Annotated in this window: 17 protein-coding genes; 8 read left to right on the forward strand and 9 right to left on the reverse strand. The window is 60.5% G+C overall.

Translation table 11 applies throughout. The annotated features are described in order from the left end of the window. Positions 1–18: 18 nt before the first annotated feature. The 4 genes from BGO89_10900 to secA form a co-directional block, all read right to left on the reverse strand. On the reverse strand, positions 19–1,302 hold the full coding sequence (locus BGO89_10900) for a hypothetical protein (GenBank protein OJX57014.1): 1,284 nt from the start codon (positions 1,300–1,302) through the stop codon (positions 19–21). 100 nt (positions 1,303–1,402) lie between these two features. Beyond that, positions 1,403–2,779: a hypothetical protein gene (locus BGO89_10905; GenBank protein ID OJX57015.1), complete on the reverse strand. Its 1,377-nt coding sequence runs from the start codon at positions 2,777–2,779 to the stop codon at positions 1,403–1,405. Then, positions 2,776–3,450 (reverse strand): DNA-binding response regulator, encoded by a 675-nt coding sequence (locus tag BGO89_10910; GenBank protein OJX57016.1) that lies wholly within the window; start codon positions 3,448–3,450, stop codon positions 2,776–2,778. The genes BGO89_10905 and BGO89_10910 overlap by 4 nt, the downstream gene beginning before the upstream one ends. A gap of 6 nt (positions 3,451–3,456) precedes the next feature. Then, the gene (secA, locus tag BGO89_10915; GenBank protein OJX57017.1) at positions 3,457–6,624 is read right to left on the reverse strand and encodes a preprotein translocase subunit SecA; all 3,168 of its coding nucleotides are present in this window, start codon (positions 6,622–6,624) and stop codon (positions 3,457–3,459) included. Between the two features lie 137 nt (positions 6,625–6,761). On the opposite strand from secA, the gene BGO89_10920 reads away from it, so the two are divergent. The 4 genes from BGO89_10920 to BGO89_10935 all read left to right on the forward strand — a co-directional run bounded on the left by BGO89_10920 (position 6,762) and on the right by BGO89_10935 (position 11,467). After that, positions 6,762–7,019 (forward strand): hypothetical protein, encoded by a 258-nt coding sequence (locus BGO89_10920; GenBank protein OJX57018.1) that lies wholly within the window; start codon positions 6,762–6,764, stop codon positions 7,017–7,019. A 6-nt stretch (positions 7,020–7,025) separates the two neighbouring features. Next, the gene (locus tag BGO89_10925) at positions 7,026–8,156 is read left to right on the forward strand and encodes a hypothetical protein (protein ID OJX57019.1); all 1,131 of its coding nucleotides are present in this window, start codon (positions 7,026–7,028) and stop codon (positions 8,154–8,156) included. A gap of 36 nt (positions 8,157–8,192) precedes the next feature. Further along, positions 8,193–8,846, forward strand: coding sequence for a hypothetical protein (locus BGO89_10930; GenBank protein OJX57020.1), 654 nt, complete (start codon positions 8,193–8,195; stop codon positions 8,844–8,846). Positions 8,847–9,049: 203 nt separating this feature from the next. Further along, a complete protein-coding gene (locus tag BGO89_10935; GenBank protein OJX57021.1) occupies positions 9,050–11,467 on the forward strand; it encodes a hypothetical protein in 2,418 nt (805 codons plus the stop codon). Positions 11,468–11,574: 107 nt separating this feature from the next. Here the strand turns inward: BGO89_10935 and BGO89_10940 are convergent, their stop codons facing one another. From BGO89_10940 to BGO89_10950, 3 genes are all read right to left on the reverse strand, one after another. After that, complete coding sequence (locus BGO89_10940; GenBank protein OJX57363.1) at positions 11,575–12,966, reverse strand: glutamate dehydrogenase; 1,392 nt, start codon at positions 12,964–12,966, stop codon at positions 11,575–11,577. Positions 12,967–13,104: 138 nt separating this feature from the next. After that, positions 13,105–14,220, reverse strand: coding sequence for a 4-hydroxyphenylpyruvate dioxygenase (locus tag BGO89_10945; protein ID OJX57364.1), 1,116 nt, complete (start codon positions 14,218–14,220; stop codon positions 13,105–13,107). Between the two features lie 35 nt (positions 14,221–14,255). Further along, complete coding sequence (locus BGO89_10950) at positions 14,256–15,365, reverse strand: histidinol-phosphate transaminase (protein OJX57365.1); 1,110 nt, start codon at positions 15,363–15,365, stop codon at positions 14,256–14,258. Between the two features lie 85 nt (positions 15,366–15,450). Here BGO89_10950 and BGO89_10955 point away from each other — a divergent pair, with 85 nt between their 5' ends. From BGO89_10955 to BGO89_10970, 4 genes are read left to right on the forward strand one after another with little or no spacing between them, the layout of a single operon-like run. Next, positions 15,451–16,461: an L-asparaginase gene (locus tag BGO89_10955; protein ID OJX57022.1), complete on the forward strand. Its 1,011-nt coding sequence runs from the start codon at positions 15,451–15,453 to the stop codon at positions 16,459–16,461. Next, positions 16,428–17,570 (forward strand): alanine racemase, encoded by a 1,143-nt coding sequence (locus BGO89_10960; GenBank protein ID OJX57023.1) that lies wholly within the window; start codon positions 16,428–16,430, stop codon positions 17,568–17,570. Before BGO89_10955 ends, BGO89_10960 begins: the two co-directional genes overlap by 34 nt. Beyond that, complete coding sequence (locus BGO89_10965; GenBank protein OJX57024.1) at positions 17,563–18,327, forward strand: hypothetical protein; 765 nt, start codon at positions 17,563–17,565, stop codon at positions 18,325–18,327. The genes BGO89_10960 and BGO89_10965 overlap by 8 nt, the downstream gene beginning before the upstream one ends. Continuing rightward, positions 18,320–19,423 carry an SMC-Scp complex subunit ScpB gene (locus tag BGO89_10970; GenBank protein ID OJX57025.1) on the forward strand — a complete coding sequence of 368 codons (1,104 nt, stop codon included), beginning with the start codon at positions 18,320–18,322 and terminating at the stop codon, positions 19,421–19,423. Before BGO89_10965 ends, BGO89_10970 begins: the two co-directional genes overlap by 8 nt. Positions 19,424–19,790: 367 nt before the next feature. Here BGO89_10970 and BGO89_10975 read toward each other — a convergent pair whose 3' ends face one another. Together BGO89_10975 and BGO89_10980 are read right to left on the reverse strand one after the other, a co-directional pair. Continuing rightward, entirely contained in the window at positions 19,791–20,246 is a 456-nt protein-coding gene (locus tag BGO89_10975; GenBank protein OJX57026.1) for a hypothetical protein, read from the reverse strand. Between the two features lie 57 nt (positions 20,247–20,303). Further along, on the reverse strand, positions 20,304–20,780 hold the full coding sequence (locus tag BGO89_10980) for a hypothetical protein (GenBank protein ID OJX57027.1): 477 nt from the start codon (positions 20,778–20,780) through the stop codon (positions 20,304–20,306). Between the last annotated feature and the right edge of the window lie 86 nt (positions 20,781–20,866).

Below are 20,866 nucleotides of genomic sequence, written 5' to 3' on the forward strand. Positions count from 1 at the left end.
TACTCGGAGTCAGGTGGATCAGTTGATGGGAAGTACCGTCGTTCCGGCCGCGACGTTGAGATCGATGACGGAGTTGTACCAGTGGCGCTCCGCTTCGATGGACATGATGGAGGCATCGACGATGGCTTGATAGAGATCGACGAATTCGATGAAGCCCAGGGCGCGTGCCCTGTAGGCGTTCAGGAGGGTGGTCGCGCGTTCGCCACCGGTGGCGTTATCCAGTGTGCGTGCCCGTTGAAGCAGGTTGGTCGACTCGCGAAGCGAGGCCAGGGCCGAGCGTATGTCCTGTGTGGCCGATTCCATGCCGGCACGATACGAGGCATCGCTGCGTTCGATGTTGGCCTGACTGATCTCGATGCCACCCTGGTTGCGGTCGAAGAACGGCAGCTCGAGAGACATGGTGAGGCCCATGTAGTCGGGCCAGGAGCTTCCCTGCTTGTCGTAGGTGAGGCCCATGCGGAGGTCGGGCCAGGCGAGGCGTTTCTGATAGCTGAGATTGGCGAGCTCGCGCTCGCGCTGGATGCGGTTGATCGCGAGGTCGGGCCGCTCGCGCATGGCCAGGGAGAGAAGAGACGGTTCGGTGAGCGTGTCGGACAACGACGTCGTGGGACGGGTGGCGAAGGGCGTGACGTCGTAGACGACGTCGGTGCTGTCGCCCAGGAGAACCCGGAGGGCGCCCATCGCATTGCGTTCGTTCATGCGGATCTCGCTGGCAGCCCGCTCGAGCTGGTAGCCCAGGACGCCGATGCGCAGCAGTTCCTGTTCGGCATAGACGCCTCGTCCTCTCATCGACTCCATGGCCGTGATCATCGCACGGAGCGAGTCGATGGCTCCATCCGTGATCCGTCGTTGGCGCGCATAGGCCTGGATGTCGACGAGCGCACGCTGCACCTGGGCGGTGAGGAGTCGTTGTGTTGCCGTCAGGACCGTCTCGTTGACCTCGACGTCCTTCTCGGCAACGGACGTACGGCCGCCGACGGTTCCCGAGTAGTCGATCTTCGTATCGATCGATGCGGTCTGCTGGCTCGGATTGGCGCCGTTGTTGAAGTCCAGCCACTTGCCGTTCGTACGGTTGAACAGATTGTATTCGATGGCGAGAGAGGGATTGTATCCCGTCGATGCCTGCAGCAGGCTGCCCCTGGCCGATCGTACGTCCGCACGGACGACGGCGATGCCGGCGTTCCGCGCGAGGGCGGTCTGCACGGCCGATTCCACGGACAGTTCCCGTCGTACCGGTTGCGCACCGAGGGATACGTACGACGAGAGCACTACGACGATCGAAATGAATCGGTACCTGGACATGAGGCTATTCGTGTTGTGTCAACCGACCGTATGACGGCATTGCACCGCGATGCGTTTGCCGTTTTCATGAGAATATCATGAGAATGGGATTAGGATGTCATTAACGCTTCGTCGAGGCTGGAAGCCGGATGATGACCGTCGTGCCTTCTGCCGGACCGCTGCTGATATCGATCGTTCCGGCGAGGTGATGGAGAATGGATTCCGTGACTGCGAGACCGATGCCATGCCCCTCGGCATGGAGTCGCGCGTCGTCGGTTCTGAAGAATGGATCCGCCACGTGACCGGCGGCTGTATCGTCGAAACCGATGCCATCGTCCTCTATCGTGATGGTGATGGTCGTTCCGTCGGATTCAAGATAAATATCTACCGGCTTATCTTCACTGTACTTAAGGGCGTTGTCGATGATGTTCGTAAGAACGACGGCCACCAGTACTTCATGGCCGTCGATGGTGAGATGCGATTCCTCTTCGGGCATCGTCTCGGTGTGAAGGCGGATACGGCCCGTGTCGTACTGCCTGCCGAGCAGGTCGATGGCATCGAGGAGGCATTCGTCCACACGGACGGGATGCGTGCCTTCGAGCGAGCGGCTGCCATCCGACCGTGCAAGGAGCAGAAGACCGTTCACGATGGCATTGAGATGCTCCGTTCCGGAAGCGATGGACAGTAACGTCGTCCTGTATTCATCGGCCGTACGCGGACGGGCCAGGACTACCTGTATCTCCCCGATGATGGAAGTGAGCGGCGTGCGGAGTTCGTGGGATGCGTTGGCGACGAACAGGCGCTGCCGTTCGAAGGATGTCTGCAGACGTTCGAGCATTTCGTTGAACGTCGAAGCCAGTTGTGCGATCTCGTCGCGGCCGTCGCCGACGTCGATACGATGATCGAGGTTGGTGGACGAGATGCTGTGAACGTCGGTGACGATCTTCGAGAACGGACGCAGGATCCTGCGAGAGAAGATGAAGCCGCCCATCGTCATGAGCACGATACCCACGCAGAGTCCCGCCGTCATCATGAACCGCAGATCGGCGAGCTTCCCGTTGCCTACCGCGTCGACGGCCGAGACCAGGATGACGAAGTCTCCCTGGTTGTCGTGGTAGTAGAGGCCTGCCGTGCAGACGGAGTCGCGGCATTCGCGGACGAGATTCTCGCGGCGCGTTTGTGCCACGAGATGATGGGGGATCGGTGTATCCGCCTTGGCTTCCACGAACTGCGGCTGGTTCTGCCGGTCGATGATGAGGATACGTTCGTAGGGTAACGTGACGAGGAACCGGCGATTCGATTCGAGCAGACGGTGGCGCGTCAGTTCATCCTGTTCGAGGAAGACCGTCGCCGCGATGACGGCGCGCTCCCGGAGACGCTCGAAGAAGTCGTCCTTCGCATTCCGGGCGGTCAGCACGTAGATGAAACCCAGCACTCCGCCCAGAACGAGACCCGTGATGGACGTGAAGAGGATGGTGAGCCGGGTGCCGATCTTCATGGCACGTCGTCGCGGATGATGTATCCGGTGCCGTGGACCGTATGGATCAGCTTCCGTTCGTACGGTCTGTCGATCTTGTTGCGGAGATACTTGATGTAGACGTCGATGATGTTCGTGCCGGTGTCGTGCGAGATACCCCAGACACGCTGTGCCAGTTCGGCGCGGGTGAACGTCTTGCCCGGTTGTCTGATGAGTTCGAGGAGCAGGGCGTATTCACGCGGCGTGAGTGCGATTTCCGTACCGGCGCGGGAGACGAGGCGGCGTTCCGCATCGAGGACGAGGTCACCGACACGAAAAAGCTCGGGTTCGGACCTGCCATGACGGCGTGTCAGAACACGAGCTCTCGCGACCAGTTCTTCGAACTGGAATGGTTTCACTACGTAGTCGTCGGCACCGAGTTCGAGACCCTTGACCTTGTCCTCGGTCGTTCCCAGTGCCGTCAGCATCAGGATCGGAGTCGTACGGACGGAACGGATGGCCTTGCATACGTCCAGTCCGTGCACGAGCGGCAGAAGGAGGTCGAGGACGATGACGTCATACGTTCCGGCGAGCGCACTCGCGATACCCGACTTGCCGTCGTTCGCCAGATCCACGGACCAGCCGAGTTCCGCGAAGCCCTTCCGCAGGAAGGCGGCTACCTTGGGTTCGTCCTCGATGATGAGTACACGCATGGCCTCTTATGACGTGCGGACACAGTGCTTGCTTCCGTCGGCGCCGCAGCAGTTCTTGAATTTCCTCTCCGGATGGTGCGGACACGGTTCGTTGCGACCGATGGCGGGGCCTTCGTTGCGGACCGTGGTGACGTTCTGTTGCGCGGGCACGCGTTCCGTCTCTTCGGCTCCACCGAACGACGACGACGCCGTAGGATGGGAGAACGTCAGAGGACGTGAAGCCGTGACGGACCGTGCTGCAGGAGGCTGCGGTGCCGGGCGTTGCGCGGGGGCGGGACGTTGCTCCTGTTGCTGCTCGACCGGTTCCTGTGCGCGCTGCTGTTGCTGGGCGACGGCAGGGAAGTAGCGGAAGGCGAAGTGGACGGAGTCCTTGTTGATGTCCTTCACGAGATCGATGAAGATCTTGTACGCTTCCTGCTTGTATTCGAGCAGCGGATCCTTCTGTCCGTAGGCGCGGAGGTAGATACCTTCCTTGAGATCGTCCATGCCGCGGAGGTGTTCGCGCCAGCGATCGTCGATCGTCTGCAGCGTGGCCACGCGTTCCAGTGCGCCCATGAATTCGTTGCCGAGCATCGTTTCCTTGCGGTCGTAGAAGTCGGTGGCCGCATCGACGACACGCTGGACGACGTCTTCCTTCTTCAGCGACGAGAAGTCCTGTTCCGTGATGTCGGGTTCGCAGAGCAACGTCGTACGCACGGCATTCTTGAAGCCGTCCGTATCGTTCTCGCCGTGGAACTGGTCGTACCAGTCCTCCGACATCTCGTTGATGTATTCGAAGAAGTCACCGCGCATGCGCTCGCCCATGAGGGCGTGGCGGCGGCGGTCGTAAATCACTTCGCGTTGCTGGTTCATGACGTTGTCGTATTCGAGCAGGCGCTTCCGGACGCCGAAGTTGTTGCCTTCGACGCGCTTCTGGGCGTTGCCTACGGACTTCGTCACGAGGGGGCTCTGGATGGGCTCACCTTCGGGTACCTTCAGACGCTGCATCACCGCGGCGATACGCTCGCCACCGAAGAGGCGCATGAGGTCATCCTCGAGCGAGATGAAGAACTGCGACGATCCCGGGTCACCCTGACGGCCTGCGCGGCCGCGCAACTGGCGGTCGATCCGTCGTGCTTCGTGGCGCTCGGTACCGATGATGGCGAGGCCGCCGTTGGCCTTCACGTCGGCATCCAGCTTGATGTCGGTACCGCGGCCGGCCATGTTCGTGGCGATGGTCACGGCCGCCTTGCGTCCGGCGCCCGATACGATCTCGGCCTCGCGCTGGTGCTGTTTGGCGTTGAGGACGTTGTGCGGTACGTTGGCGCGCTTGAGCATCTTGCTCAGTACTTCCGATACTTCGACGCTGGTCGTGCCCACGAGGACGGCGCGGCCGTCCTTGATGTATTGCTGGACGGCTTCGACGACGGCGTTGTACTTCTCGCGCTTGGTACGGTAGATCAGGTCGTCGAGGTCCTTCCGTGCGATTCCGCGGTTGGTGGGAATGACGACGACGTCGAGCTTGTAGATCTCGAAGAATTCTCCCGCTTCCGTTTCGGCGGTACCGGTCATGCCGGCCAGCTTGTGGTACAGGCGGAAGTAGTTCTGCAGCGTGACCGTGGCGAACGTCTGCGTATCCTGTTCGACCATCACGCCTTCCTTGGCTTCGATGGCCTGGTGCAGTCCGTCCGAGTAACGGCGCCCTTCGAGGATACGGCCCGTGAACTCGTCCACGATCTTGATCTTGCCTTCCTGAACGACGTATTCGTCGTCTCTCACGTAGAGCGAGTAGGCGCGCAGTAACTGGTTGATGACGTGGATGCGGTCCGACCGTTCGGCGAACACGCGCATGAGTGCGTCCTTCTTCTCCTGCTTGTCCTGTCCCGTGATCGTCTCGTCGCCTTCGAGGGCGCTCATCTCCGACGCGATGTCGGGGATCACGAACATCTCGGGATCTTCCTGGGCGGAACAGAGGAGTTCGCGGCCCTTGTCGGAGATGTCGATCTGGTGATTCTTCTCGTCGACGGTGAAGAACAGCTCGTCGTCGATGACGTGCATGCGCTGTCCTTGCTCCTTCAGGTAGTCGAGCTCCGTTTCCTTGAGGAGCTTCATGTTGTCCGGATCCTGCAGCAGCTTGGCCAGGCGGTTGTGCTTGGGCATACCGCGGTGCGCACTGAGGATGCATACGCCGGCCTTGGCGCGGTCTTCCTTCGTACCCGATGCCGACAGTTTCTCGGCGTCGGCGACGAGGGTGTTGATGAGGCGGCTCTGGACTTCGACCAGGCGGCGTACGCGGGGATTCATTTCCACGAAGGCCTGATCGGAGCTGGCGGTCGTTACCGGACCGGAGATGATGAGCGGAGTACGGGCTTCGTCGATGAGGACGGAGTCGACTTCGTCGACGATGGCGAACCAGTGCCCACGCTGCCCCATGTCGACGGCGTCGTTCACCATGTTGTCGCGCAGATAGTCGAAGCCGAATTCGTTGTTCGTACCGTAGGTGATGTCGGCCTGGTATTCGGCCTTCCGTTGCTGGGGAGGCATGTTGGACTGGATGCAGCCGGTCGAGATGCCGAGCATGTCGAAGATGGGCTGCATCCACTCGCGGTCGCGTCGGGCCAGGTAGTCGTTGACGGTCACGAGGTGCACGCCGCGTCCTGCGAGCGCATTGAGATAGAGCGGCAGGGTGGCGACGAGCGTCTTGCCTTCACCCGTGGCCATTTCCGAGATCTTGCCCTGGTGCAGGACGATACCGCCGATGAGCTGGACATCGTAGGGGACCATGTCCCAGCGGAGCTGCTGGCCGACGACGTCGTACTCGAGTCCGACCAGGCGCTTGCATGCCTGCTTCACCAGTGCGAAGGCTTCGGGCAGGATGCCGTCCAGCGTTTCCTGTACGGTCTTGAATTTCTCGCGTTCGATCTCGCCGATGCGGGCATAGGCGTTGGAGCGCTCGATGTGCGTCATGCTGCCATCGTTGCGGAGCTGCTCACGGATAGCCTCTTCCTCTTCGACGAGACTTTGGATGGAGGCGGCGATCTGCTGTCGGAACTCGTCGGTCTTCGCGCGCAGATCGTCGTCGCTCAGCGTATGGTAGGTCTCGTAGATCTCGTTGATCTCATCGACGATCGGCAACAAGGCCTTGACGTCCTTGTCGTGTTTTGTGCCGAAGATCTTCTTGAGCAGGCTGATCATGGAAATTCGCAGTTGATGACAAAACGCCGATGACGTTTACCCGATAGACGGATTTTAGCCCGCACGGGCCGTACGCCAGGTCCGGCACAAGCCGCCAAAATTATTTAATTTGAAGCTCTTACCAACACCTCATCCGTATGGCCGCCGAACATAGCGATCTTCTCGTCTATTCTCCCGAACATCTGCTCGCCCAGGCCGCTACGGCGGAAGAACGTCTGGGATACAGGATGGTGCGGTTCTACGTGGACGCACAGGGACGTCTGGCCAAGGAACCGACGGACGACGTGGCTACGTTCTACCTTTCCCCGTCGGGCGGTACACTGCGCGACGAAGAGCTGAACATCGTCGTCTACAGCGCCAAGTTCGATCTCTACAAGGGATTCGGCCGTACCTGACCTGCCATGATCTATCTCGACAATAGTGCTACGACGCGTATGGACGAGGACGTTCTCGACGCCATGTTGCCGTGGATGCGCGATTCCTACGGTAATGCTTCGTCGATCCACTCGCTGGGCCGTGCAGCCCGTGTGGCCGTGGAGAACGCCCGTACGGAAATCGCTTTGCTGATGAACGCCCATCCGGCCGAACTGATCTTCACGAGCGGTGGCACGGAGGCGGACAATACCGTACTCAAGAGCATGTATGCCGAATCGGCCCTGGTGCGCCGGATCGTCGTTAGCGCCACGGAACATCATGCCGTCCTGCATCCCGCCGAAGAGATGGCCGCACATGGAACCGACGTCGACGTCATCGGTGTCGATGCCGACGGCCGTGTCCGTCCGGACGAGGTCGCACGTTACGATCAGGCCTCGTGCCTGGTCAGCATCATGCACGCCAACAACGAAACGGGTGTGATCCAGCCCATCGCCGCCCTGCGTGAACGCATACCGTCTGCCTACATCCATACCGATGCCGTACAGTCGTTCGGGAAGATCCCCGTCGACGTGAAGGCACTTGGCGTGGATTTCGCGACGGTTTCGGCGCACAAGATCCACGGCCCGAAGGGGATCGGCGCTCTCTTCATCCGCAAGGGAATCGATTTCAAGTCCCATCAGCAGGGTGGGGCGCAGGAACGCAACCGCCGTGCCGGTACGGAGGCGGTAGCCCTGATCGTCGGCTTCCAGGCCGCTGCCAGAAAGGCCCATGCCAGGATGGACGCGCACGCGGCCCACATGACGTCGTGTACAACCCTCCTGCGCGATCTTCTCGTCCGGACCATTCCGGAGATCCGGTTCAACACTCCCGCGAACGGCGTTCTGCCTCACATCCTCAACGTATCCTTCCTGGACGCGGACCGACTCGACGGCGAGGCCATCCTGCAGGCCATGGATATCGCCGGTGTGGCCGTTTCCAACGGTTCCGCCTGCGTATCCGGCAGCCAGCAGCCCAGTCACGTCCTCAGCGCGATGGGACTGTCCGCGGCCGAAGCCCGAGCGGCGATACGCTTCAGCGTCTCGAAGGACACGACGCACGACGAAATTCGGTCCTCCGTTGCAATACTGGCCGAGATCGTTCGTAATATGCGTGTGTGAACACATAATTCATCATTGTAACAGTGAGGATTGGACATGAAGGCAATGAAGGTGCTGGCACTCGGAGTGCTGACCGTCGTATCGCTCAACGGCGCCATCGCGGGAACGGGTTTCTCCGGAGCTATGGGCGGAACGAAGAAGTATTCCCTGAACAACAGCGTCGGCCAGAACCAGATCCTCTTCCAGAGCGACGCTCCGATGGAGAAGATCAACGGCACGGCGGATAACGTGACGGGCAGCTTCCAGTTCGATCCCGCCAATCTCGAAGCGACGAAGGGGCGTATCGAGGTAGGCGTGAAGTCGATGACGACGGCCATCGCCAAGCGCGACGATCACATGTACAGCGACGTATGGCTGGATGCGGGCAAGTATCCGACCATCACCTTCGATATCGAATCGCTGAAGGACATCAAGGTGGAGACCAAGGATGGCCGCAATGTCGCTACCGCCACGGCTGTCGGCAAGTTCACCTGCCACGGCGTCACGAAGCCTCTGACGACGACGGTCAACCTGACCTATCTCCCCGAATCCGATGCCACGAAGAAGCGCGCCACCGGCAACTTCGTGATGGTCAAGACGACCTTCTCCGTGTCCCTCAAGGACCATAATATCACGGGCAAGGCCGGTGTCGTAGGCAAGAGTGTCGGCGAAACGATCAGTATCGAAGCCAACATCTTCGCCAACTCCTGATCCAGGGAACAAGATGAACGTAAGGCCGGTCGCTAGACCGGCCTTTTTTTTTTGCCCAATGGTGTCGTATCATTTGTTGTGGGGTTGAGGTAACATTCGTTACCATCCATCGATCGCTGCAACATCTACTATCCGGAGGCATGTGCATGACTCTTGCAATACGTTCATTTTCCACCGCGCATCGGCTGCCAGTCCTGCTGGCCATGGCAGCCCTTCTGATGATGACCGGCACCGCGGTGCAGGCGCATCAGGACGGGATGAGCCTGCTGTCGGCGACCGGCTGTGCCGGCTGTCACGGCGGGCAGAGCAACAACACGACCGTCCTTCTCGAAGGAGCGCGAACGGTCCGGGCCGGACAGCCCTCGAACTACACGCTGACCGTCGCCCATCCTCAGCATGACTACGCAGGCATGAACCTGTCGTTCAAGGACCAGGCCGGTGGTAATTCGGGACTTCTCACGCCCGGTCCGGGGTCGAAACCCCTCAATGGCGAGCTGACGCATGTCGAACCCCGCCAGATGGCGAACCATGTCGCCGGTTTCGTCTTCACGTGGACGGCACCTGCCCAGCACGGTATCGTCAATTTCAACGCGGCAGGGAATGCCGTGAATCACGATGGGCAGGCGTCCGACATCGATGACTGGAATCTCTCCGGTGCCATCCAGATCACGGTCACCGGTGCCACCATCACGGCACCCGCTGCGGGCGCGTCGTTCTGTGCCGGTTCCCCGGTGACGATCACCTGGACGCAGACCGGACATACGATGTTCAGGATCGAAGCGTCGAACAACGACTTCGCCAACGTCATCGGCGTCAATACCAACATCGCCGCCACGGCGGGAACGTATACATGGACGATTCCGAACGGAACCGCATCGGGAACGACCTACCGTATACGTCTGGTCGACGATGCTACCGGCGCCGAAATAACCCGGAGTCAGAATTTCACGATCAGTGGTCTGCCGAACATCCTGACGCAACCGGAGAACGTCATGGCCTGCGAAGGCCGCAGTTTCTCGGTCTCGGTTACGGCACAGGGTGCCGGACTCATATACCGGTGGCGCCAGAACGGTGTCGACGTTCCCGGGGGAACGACGGCTACGCTCACGCTCGCATCGGCGCGTGCCGAGCATGCCGGTACCTATGACTGCGTCATCACCGGCTGTGGTACCGTGACGTCGAATACGGCGACGGTGACGTTAACGACGAGGCCGACGATCACGACCCAACCCGTCGGACGGAGCATCTGCGAAGGAGACAGCGCCGTCTTCACCGTCGAAGCCCAAGGTGACGGGCTGCAGTATCAATGGCTCAAGAACGGTGAATTCATCAACGGCGCCACGACCAAGCGACTGGTCATACGCGGTGCCAGTCTGCTGGACCAGGCGGACTATACGTGCCAGATCAGCGGCACATGTCAGCCCGAGGCCGTGACGTCCGTCGCCAAACTCATCATCATGTCCCCGCCGAAGGTGACGTCGGTGTCGCCCGATCAATCCCTGAAGGCCGGAGATTCCCTGCTTCTTACGGTCGCCGTCACCGGTGACAGCCTGCGCTATCAGTGGGCGAAGAACGGCACTCCCGTGAACGGTGCGACGAGCGACCGTTTCCGTCTGGCTACGGTGGCTCGCGCCGATTCCGGCCTGTACACCTGCACGATCACGAACAAGTGCGGCACGGTCATGACGCGCCAGGTCAAGGTCAGCGTCAGCGCCGGCACCGGCCCGGGCGTTCTCGCCGTATCGACGAATACGATCGACCTCGGCACGATTGCCCTGTGCGGTAGCGTGGACACCGTCCTTGCAGGGTTGCTCAGGAATAACGGCGGTTCGTCTCTCATCGTGACGGGTTACACCGTCGAGCCCCAGGGCGCCTTTACCGCGGGTGGTGCCTCATTGCCGCTGACGATCGCACCGAGCGGTACGCAGGATGTCAATCTGAGGTTCGTGCCGGAAGAGACCGGTACCGCACAAGCCACGATCACGGTCCATTCCAACGGAGGTACGGCCACGATCACGGTCACCGCGACGGTCGTTCCGGCCATCACCTTCGCGAGCGATACGCTGGCCTTCGTGGCGGGCAAGGACGAACAGGCACAGAAGTGCAATACGATCGGCGCTCTCGACTGCGATTCCGCCGTCATCAGTGCCATTACGATCTCCGGCGCCGATGCGGGCACGTATCGCATCGTATCGCCCGCGCAGCTTCCCATGACCATCCGCAGGGGAGAGACGCTCGACGTATGCGTCTCGGCCATTGGCGGTGAAGGCGGCATGGCTCGCGTGCTTCTGGAATCGACCGGTGGATCGGACGAGTTCTTCGTCCACCGTACGGTGTCCAGTTCCGTTGCCGAAGCCGATGCCGCATCCTCGACCCTCGTCGTGCCGAATCCGGTCACGGACGAATGCCGGATCATGCTGCCGCTCGATGCACCGTACGGCATACGGATCGTGACTCCTGCCGGAGTGATCGTACGTACGTTGCGTGGTGACGCCGGTACGTCGCCCGTCCGCTGGGACGGCCGCGATGGCTACGGCATGCCGGTCGCCATCGGTACCTACGTGATCGGTATCGAGCAGGGTGGCCGCTGGTTCACGCAGCTCGTGACCGTGACGCGATAGGCGAAGCGGAAAGAGTCGATCATGAAAAAAGGCGTGTCGTTCTTCGGAACGACACGCCTTTTTCGTATTCGGAGATGAGACCGCAGTAGATCAGCCGCGGGGCTCGATCAGGGGAAGATGCCGAGTTGTGCGTACGCGGTCGCGATCTTGTCGATCGAATTGACGAAGGCCGCAGTACGCATGTCCTTGATCTTGGGCTGACCGAAGTAGATGTCCATGATGTTATGATAGCTGGAGATCATCGTGTCTTCCAGACCGGAGTTCACGATATCCTCTTCATCCGCACCGCGGGCCACCATGCGCTTTTCCGTCTGCGACAGGCTCTTGCCCGTCAGACGTTCGATCGTATCGACGAGGCGCGTGTTGGAACCTTCCTCGAAGCGCTTGTCCATACGGCCGAAGCGTACGTGGGAGATGTTCTTCAGCCATTCGAAGTAGGATACCACGACGCCGCCTGCGTTCACGAACATGTCGGGCATCACGAGGATTCCCTTCTTGAGCAGGATTTCTTCGGCGACGGACGTTACCGGGCCGTTGGCGCCTTCGGCGATGATCTTGGCCTTGATCTTCGGTGCGTTTTCCTTGTAGATCTGCGATTCGAGAGCGGCAGGGACGAGGATGTCGCATTCATGTTCGAGGACGCTGTTGCCGTCCTTGATGGTCTTGCCGCCGGCGAAGCCGGTGATCGTTCCCGTGGACTGGCGGTGCTTGTTGAGGGCTTCGACGTCGATACCCTTCGGGTTGACGACGGCGCCGTCCCATTCGATGATACCGATGATCGTGGCTCCACCTTCCTGGAGGAACTTGGCGGCGTGGTAGCCCACGTTACCGAAGCCCTGGATGATGATGCGCTTGCCGTCGAGGCCCGTTTCGAGCTTGAGCTTCTTCATCAGACGTGCGTCGCCGACGGCTTCGCGAACGGCATAGAAGAGGCCACGGCCCGTAGCCGCCGTACGGCCGCGTACGCCGCCTTGACCGACGGGCTTGCCCGTCACGCAGGCGAGAGCGTTGATCTCGTCCTTGGCGAAGGCCTGGTAGGTATCGGCGATCCATGCCATTTCACGTGGGCCGGTGCCGTAGTCGGGAGCGGGTACGTCCACCGACGGCCCGATAAAATTCTTGTGGATCAGCTCCACCGTATAGCGGCGGGTGATGCGTTCCAGTTCTTCCGCAGAGTAGTTCTTCGGATTGATGCGAATACCGCCCTTGCCACCACCGAAGGGTACGTCCACGACCGCGCACTTGTAGGTCATGAGCGCAGCGAGTGCCTGTACTTCGTCCTGATCGACGGTTTCGGCGTAGCGGATACCGCCCTTGCAGGGAAGCTTGTGGTGCGAGTGCTCGGCACGCCATGCCTGGACGACCTGGATTTCACCCTTGATGCGAACCGGGAACTGCATGTAGTACACCGAGTTGCAAACCTTGATCTGATCGAGCAGACCCTTGGGGTGGTTCGTTGCTGTTGCTGCCTTGTCGAAGTACTCGTTCACCGACTGCAGAAACGGTTGCGATCCGTGTGGGACCGCTGTAGCGGCTTGACTGCCGCGCTTGGCAGACTTCGCAGATGCCATAGAATGGATCACGTAGAAGTGTGGAACAGAGAGTATGTCGGTCGTGTGCTTGGGAGGGGGATCTTCTTACAGGTTGCCGCGGCGAGCCTGTTCGCGTTCGATGGCCTCAAACAACGCCTTGAAGTTCCCCTTGCCGAAGGAACGAGCACCCTTGCGTTGGATGATCTCGAAGAAGAGGGTAGGCCTGTCTTCGAGGGGCTTGGTGAAGATCTGGAGCAGGTAGCCTTCATCGTCGCGGTCGACGAGAATGCCGAGCTTGCGGAGAGGTTCGAGGTCTTCGTCGATCTTGCCGATACGCTCCAGCAGATCGGCGTAGTAGGTGTCCGGAACGGTCAGGAACTGCACGCCGCGGCGCTGGAGTTCGCTCACCGTGCTGATGATGTCGTTCGTGGCGATGGCGATGTGCTGAACACCGGGGCCATGATAGAATTCGAGGTATTCGTCGATCTGCGACTTCTTGCGTCCAGCGGCCGGTTCGTTGATGGGGAACTTGACGTAGCCCGATCCGTTGGAGACGACCTTCGACATGAGTGCCGAATACTCCGTGGAGATGTCCGTGTCGTCGAACGTCAGCAGAAGCTTGAAGCCCATGACGTCTTCGTAGAACTTCACCCATTCGTCCATGCGGCCGAGTTCGACGTTGCCCACGCAGTGATCCACGTGGAGCAGCCCTACGGGCGTCGTGATGTAGTTGTCCGTCATCGGCTCGTAGCCGGGCATGAAGGGACCGGAGTAGTTGCGGCGCTCGACGAACGTATGGATCGTATCGCCGTACGTGTGGATGGAAGCCGTCTTGACTTCGCCGAAGGAGTCGGTCAGCGTGCGGGGTTCGCCTGCATTCTTCGCACCGCGCGACGTGGTTTCCTTCCACGACTTCTCCGCATCATCGACCCACAGGGCCATGACCTTCACACCGTCACCATGCTTCGCGATATGGGCGTTGATGTCGGAATCCGGGTGCATGGGCGTGGTGAGTACGAAACGGATCTTGCCCTGCTGCAGCACGTAGGACGCACGGTCGCGGACACCCGTTTCGGGGCCTGCATAGGCCACGAGCTGGAAGCCGAAGGCCGTACGGTAGAAGAAGGCCGCCTGCTTGGCGTTGCCGACGTAGAATTCGATGTAGTCCGTGCCGTTGATGGGCAGGAAGTCCTCGGTTGTCGACGGCGCGGGAGCCGTCATCGTGTCCGTACTCATGTCGTGTATTCCATCGATGTTCAGATTGTAACAAAAGCGCCGGCGAGTTCGCGCAGCACGGCTGCGAGCCGCCGATTCTGATCGTTCGTGCCCGTACTGATGCGTACGCAGTGCGGCAGACCGAAGCCTGCGAGCGGACGCGAAATGAAGCCACGTTCCAGCAACGTACGATGAAATGTCGTTGCATGGTCCGGCGAACCGCAATCCACCATCACGAAATTCGCGATGGAGTTCGAGGTCCGGTAGCCGTTCGTGCGAAGTGTCTCGTGCAGGAGGGCCAGGCCTTCCGCGTTGAGTTCCACGGTCTTCCGCACGAAGTCCTTGTCGTCGAGTGCTGCAACGGCTGCGGCGCAGGCGGGGCCGTTCGGATCGAACGGCAGCTTCGTACGCAACAGCCACTGGATGACGTCGGGATGACCCACGGCATATCCCACGCGCAGGGCCGCGAGACCGTAGGCCTTGGAGAACGTTCTCAGCACGATCACATTGTCACGTCCCATCGTCGACGCATCGGGATAGGTGTCCGGTGCGAGATGCGATGCATACTCGCAGTAGGCTTCGTCGAGGATGACGAGCCTGTCATTCGGTACCTGGTCGAGGAACCACGTCAGCTCGTCCCTGGTGATGTGCGTTCCGGTGGGATTGTTCGGATTCGGGATGTAGATGACCTTGGTCTGCGGCATGATGGCCGCGGCAAGGGCATGGACGTCGAACCGGTAGTCGTCGGTGAGCGGAACGAACTGCGGTTCCGTACCGGTCGACCGTACGGCGATGCCGAAACTGACGAAGCCTCCGCGGCACGACAGCGCCGTTTCTCCGGGAAGGAGGAACGTATGCATGATCTGATGGATGATCGGATCGCTGCCGTTGTTGACGCTGATGTGGGCAGGCGTCACGCCGTGGACGTCCGCCAGACGCGCCCGCAGCCGTTGTCCGCCGTCGGGGTAGATGCTCGCGGACGCGAGAGCCTGCTGCGCGGCGGCGATGGCGAGGGGCGAAGAACCGGAAGGATTCTCGTTCGAGGCGAGTTTTTCGACGTTGGACAGGCCGTATTGCCGACGGATCTCTTCGGGTGAGGCACCAGGAGTGTAGACGGCAAGATGATGAAGATGAGAGGGTGTCGATATCATGATCTGCAAAACTACGAATGAGCGGGTGAAAGCCACGACCTGTCTATCTTCGCGCTTCGTTCCACCGATCGTTGACCACGTCACCATGTCCCGTCGACCGCGAGTCGTCATCATTTTTACCGGCGGTACCATCGCCTCCAAACTCGACAAGGAGTGGGGTGGAGTGGTTCCGAGTATGTCGGGTGGCGAGATCCTCGCCCAGATTCCCGGCATCCACGATGTCGCCGACATCCTCATCCACGAATACGGAACCTTGCCCGGACCCCACATCACCCCGGCCCGTATGCTCGAAATCTCACGCATCGTCCAGGGGTACGCCGACGATACGTCCATCGACGGTATCGTGATCACACACGGAACCGATACGCTGGAGGAAACGGCATACTTCCTCGACTGTACCGTCGATACGGCGAAACCCGTCATCGTCATCGGTGCCATGCGCAATTCCAGCGAGCCCGATTGGGACGGACCACGCAACGTGCGCGATGCCGTGACGGTCGCGGCGAATCCCGGTGTGTCGGGACTCGGTGTGATGGTCTGTCTCGGCGGTATGCTCACCGCCGCATCCGAGGCATCGAAGACGGATACGGAGGATCTCAACACGTTCACCAGCTTCGACTTCGGTCCACTCGGACGAGTGACGAACGGCCATCTGCTGATCCATCGCCGCCCCCTCCACCGCGAAGTCTTCAGGGTGGGGGAGCTGCCGTCGTCCGTACCGCTGCTCAAGTCCTATGCGGGTATGGACGGCATGCTGGTACGGGCCTGCAGGGAGCAGGGCGCTCAGGGACTGGTCGTGGAAGCCTTCGGTGTGGGGAACGTGACCCCGCCCGTCTACTACGAACTGTCTGAAGCCGTGGCCGCAGGCCTGCCCGTCGTTCTGGTCTCGCGTTGCCCGGTAGGACGGATCGAACATACCTATGCCTACGAAGGGGCCGGCCGTCATCTGCATGAAGCGGGTGTGATCTTCGCGGATTACCTGAACGGCCAGAAGGCCCGTATCAAGCTGATGTGCGCTCTCGGCGCAGGGGTGACCGTGGACGGTATCCGCGTGGCCTTTGAATGGGCCGATGCGGCGGAGGACATCACGACATGAGATGTACGGTTGCGCGCATCGATCTCGGTGCGCTCCGATGGAATCTGTCCCAACTGCGTCACCGCGCCGAAGGACGGAAGATCATGGCCATGGTGAAGGCCAATGCCTATGGCCATGGCATGATCGAGGTGAGTCGCACGCTGCAGGAAAGCGGCGTGGACATGCTCGGTGTGGCCTTCGCAGACGAAGGCGTGACGCTCCGCGAACAGGGAATCGTGGTGCCGATCATGGTCCTGACGCCGACGATGGCCGATGAGGCCCGGATCGTCGTCGATAATGCGCTGACCACGGTGGCCTGCGACTTCGATCAGGTGGCTGCCCTCGGAACGCTGGCGGCGGAGGGCGGAACGAAGGCCATCGTCCATGTCTATGTCGACACGGGCATGCACCGCGACGGTGTGCAGCCTCACGAGGCAGTGGACTTCGTCCACGCGCTGGATCGTCTGCCCGGCATCGACGTACAGGGTATCTGCACCCACTTCGCGACGTCCGACGAAGCGCACAGCGGCTTCCTCCTGGAGCAGCTGGAATCTTTCCGGACCGTCGTGGCGACGCTGTCGTCCGCAGGTCGTACCTTTGTCCATGTCCACGCTGCGAACACCGGCGCCATCTGGCAGGCCGAACAGGCACTGTGTACGATGGTCCGCCCCGGACTTTCCCTCTATGGTTATGCCCCTCCCTTCGACGACGCGATGACGATGCGCCCCGTCCTGTCACTGGAGACGAAGGTGCTCTCCGTACGGAGGATCAGGGCGGGGGAAACGGTGAGTTACGGCAGACGGTATACCGCGCCGGCGGACCGTACCATCGCGACGATCCCCGTGGGATACGGCGACGGCTATCCGCGCAAGCTTACGGGAAAGGCCACCTGCCTGATCAATGGCCGATCCTATCCCGTCGTCGGTACCATCTGCATGGACGAGTGCATGGTCGATGTCGGCGACGATCCGGTAGCCATCGGTGACGACGTCGTGCTTATCGGGCGTCAGGCCGATGTCGACGGACGGATCGCGTCGATCGACGCCACCGACGTCGCAGCATGGGCCGAAACAATTCCCTACGAGATCACAACAGCCATCACGGCCCGCGTGCCGCGCAAGTATGTATAGTGTCCGCCTCGACAATTTCGAAGGTCCTCTCGACCTGCTGCTGTTCTTCATCAAGCGGGACGAGCTGGATATCTACGATATTCCCGTCGCCTCCATCACGCACGAATTCCTCGACTATGTGCGGCTGATGGAACTGCTCGATCTGGAACTTGCGGGCGAGTTCGTCGTCATGGCCTCGACGCTCGTCCAGATCAAGGCACAAATGCTGCTGCCGCGCGAGCCTACGGGAATTCCCGAGGTCGACAAGGGCATCGAGGACGACCCCCGTGCGGAACTCGTACGGGCGCTGCTGGAATACAAGCGGTACAAGGAAGCCTCGGAGACCCTCGCCACGCAGGCCGACGAACAGCGCTACGTGATGTACCGTCAACTGTTCGAAGGTGAGGAAATCCACGCGGCATCCGACGGCGCCTACAGGAATGCGACGCTCTTCGACCTGCTCAAGGCGTTGAAGAAGGCCATCGACAGGGCTCCGGATCTTCCCGACCCGCACGTGGTGACGCGCTTCCCGTTCACGGTGGAAGAAAAGGCCGAGGAAATCGTCCATATCCTGCGTTCACGGCCCAGCGTGCGTTTCTTCGAGCTGATCGGCAGCCTTTCGAAGATGCACATCGTGGTGACCTTCCTGGCCCTGCTCGAGCTCGCCAAGAACTCGCACATCCGTGTGCAGCAGGACCAGGCGTTCGACGATATCATGGTCGTCGCGCGCGATGAGAATGAACAACAAGAAATGACGGAAGAGCAAGAGAATGTCTGATATCAACGAAGAACTTCACGAGAGCGGTGAGGCCGGTTTTCCGGAAGAGCCGACGATGGATCCGGCCGTCGAGGACGATGAAGCCACCGGTGCGGAGCGTCTGAACGTTCCGTACTTCTTCACGCTCGGCAGGTTCGACCAGTTGCGCGCACTGGAATCGCTGATCTTCGCGAGCGATGATCCGCTGTCCGCCCGCGCCATGCATCGCATCCTTGTTCTCGAGGATCCTTCCCAGACGGTTCCCGGACAGCAGTCGCTGCCGCTCGACGGCGACAAGCCGCAGGAGCCGCCGAAACCGCCATTCCAGGTGCCCGTCCATTACTTCGACGACCTGGTGGACGAGATCAACGACGACCTCGAGAAGACGGACAGACCCTTCCGTATCGTCAAGATCGCAGGCGGCTATCAGTTCGCCACGACACCCCAGCACGGTCAGCTCGTCCAGCGTCTGCTCAAGGCCAAGAACCGCAAGCGGCTCACCCAGGCCGCCCTGGAAACCCTGGCCATCGTGGCCTACCGTCAGCCCATCACCAAGGCCGAAGTCGATGCCATTCGCGGCGTCAATTCGGGCGAGGTAGTGAACTCGCTTACCGAAAAACAGCTCGTGGCCATGGTCGGCCGCGCCGAAACGCCGGGCAAACCGCTACTCTACGGCACCACGGATGACTTCCTGCGCGTCTTCGGGCTGAACAGCCTTTCCGATCTGCCCAAGCTCCGCGAGATCGACGATCTGCTCAAGACGACGACGACGATGATCGATATGGATGATACCATCCAGGTCACGACCGATCACCGTACACTTCGCCGTCAGATCAGCCTTCTGCTCGACGGAGATACGGCCGAGGCCGCTGCCGATACGGATGCCAATTCCGGTGCCTACTGGCACAGTCCGGATGAGCACGGTTCCTCCGAGGAAGAAGGAGGGGGCGTCGACCCCGGATCGTCCCCGGATACCGAGGGCGAAGGTTCTGGCGAGGCCGCCGTCGATTCCGGTGATACGGAAGCGGGGGGCGACGCGGATAGTCCCGATGGTGTTGTTGGAGAAGGCCCCTCTACCGAGGAGATGTCGCCGTCCGACGACGAAGAGCCTTCCTGAACGACCGCGCCCGGCGGACGTGAACGTTTCGTCAAGCTATCGACACTTGTACGTGATTCGTGCAGGCTGCTCCTCGTGGTGCGGCTTGTATGCTCTTTGCCGTATCGATACGGAACGTCGCATTCGAATGATGGAAACCGAAAAAACTACAATAGTTTATTCGTTGACCCGTTCGTATGTTTGTTAGTTCGGTTTCGATGGCGTTACCCGTCTTTCTCGAGTCATGCACACCCCTCAACCCTCCTCCCGGAGTGGCGTCAGAGAGACAAGAACAAACAGTCAAGTACGTATGTGCCGTCGGACCTTGTCCGACGAGAAACCCTCGACAAAGCCCCGCGTTCAGCGGGGCTTTTTGTTTTCGACCGGATCATGCCTGTATCGCTCGACGATCGAGCGATACCGATCCGGAGCCACCGACGATGATGGCCAATGACATCGACAGGACGAGGAGGTGGTATTCGTAGCCCTCGGTTCCAGCGGGCATCGCTCCGTTCCAGTTCATGAAGAAGCCGTTCGCGGTGTGCATCGAGGCCGCCACGACGAAGTTGATGAAGATCAGCATGGCCGCGGGACGGCTCCACAAGCCGAGAATGAGCGCGACCGGAGCCGCCAGCTCGGCGACGAAGACCATGAAGGCCAGTGGACCGGGAATGCCCAGCGTCTGCGTGAAATACTGCATCGTACCGGAAAAGCCGAATCCTCCGAACATGCCGAATGCTTTCTGCAGGCCGTGGGGCAGGACGACGAATGCGAGCACGATTCGGATGATCGCGAGCGGGAGAGAGGAGGAGGTCGCCATGATGCGGCGGGTGAGCGGTCCCATCGTAGTTCCTGTGAGAAAAGTGACTGGTTGATAATTGATTGATCAACTATCTGTGTTTTAAAAAAACCTTTCTCGCACGTCGGCGAGAATGGTGAGCAGTGATTTCAGGTCCGTCATGTCCATGGATTCGAGTGTCGTGTGATCGATCTTGTCCATCGCCGCATCCGACGAGAGGAGCAATTCTCGACCGGCTTCCGTGAGGCTGCACAGGACGACGCGTCTGTCGGTGGACATGCGCTCACGCTGGATGAGTTTCTTGGCTTCGAGCCGATCGAGGAGGCGCGTCATGCCCGGTGCATGTTCGATCAGCCTGTTGGCGATCTCCATCGTCTGCAGCGGCTCGCCGGCGCCTCTCAGGATCCGCAGCACATTGTACTGCTGGAAGGTGAGTCCGTACGGCTCGAGATCCCGTTCTGCCCGCGTCCTGATCACGTCGGCCGTCTTCAGCAGGGAAACGAGCGTCTCCTGGCCGATCGACGAGAATGGTCTCGTCTGCCCGATGCTCTCGAGTAGTGATGGTTGTTGTTTCTTCACGACACGAACATACGACAATTTATTTGACTAGTCAAGTATCTACTTTCGAGCAAGGTACAGCTGCAGGAAAAGGGAAGTGATTCGAG

It is taken from the genome of Candidatus Kapaibacterium thiocyanatum, assembly GCA_001899175.1.
In the GTDB taxonomy this organism is placed as follows: domain Bacteria; phylum Bacteroidota; class Ignavibacteria; order Kapaibacteriales; family Kapaibacteriaceae; genus Kapaibacterium; species Kapaibacterium thiocyanatum.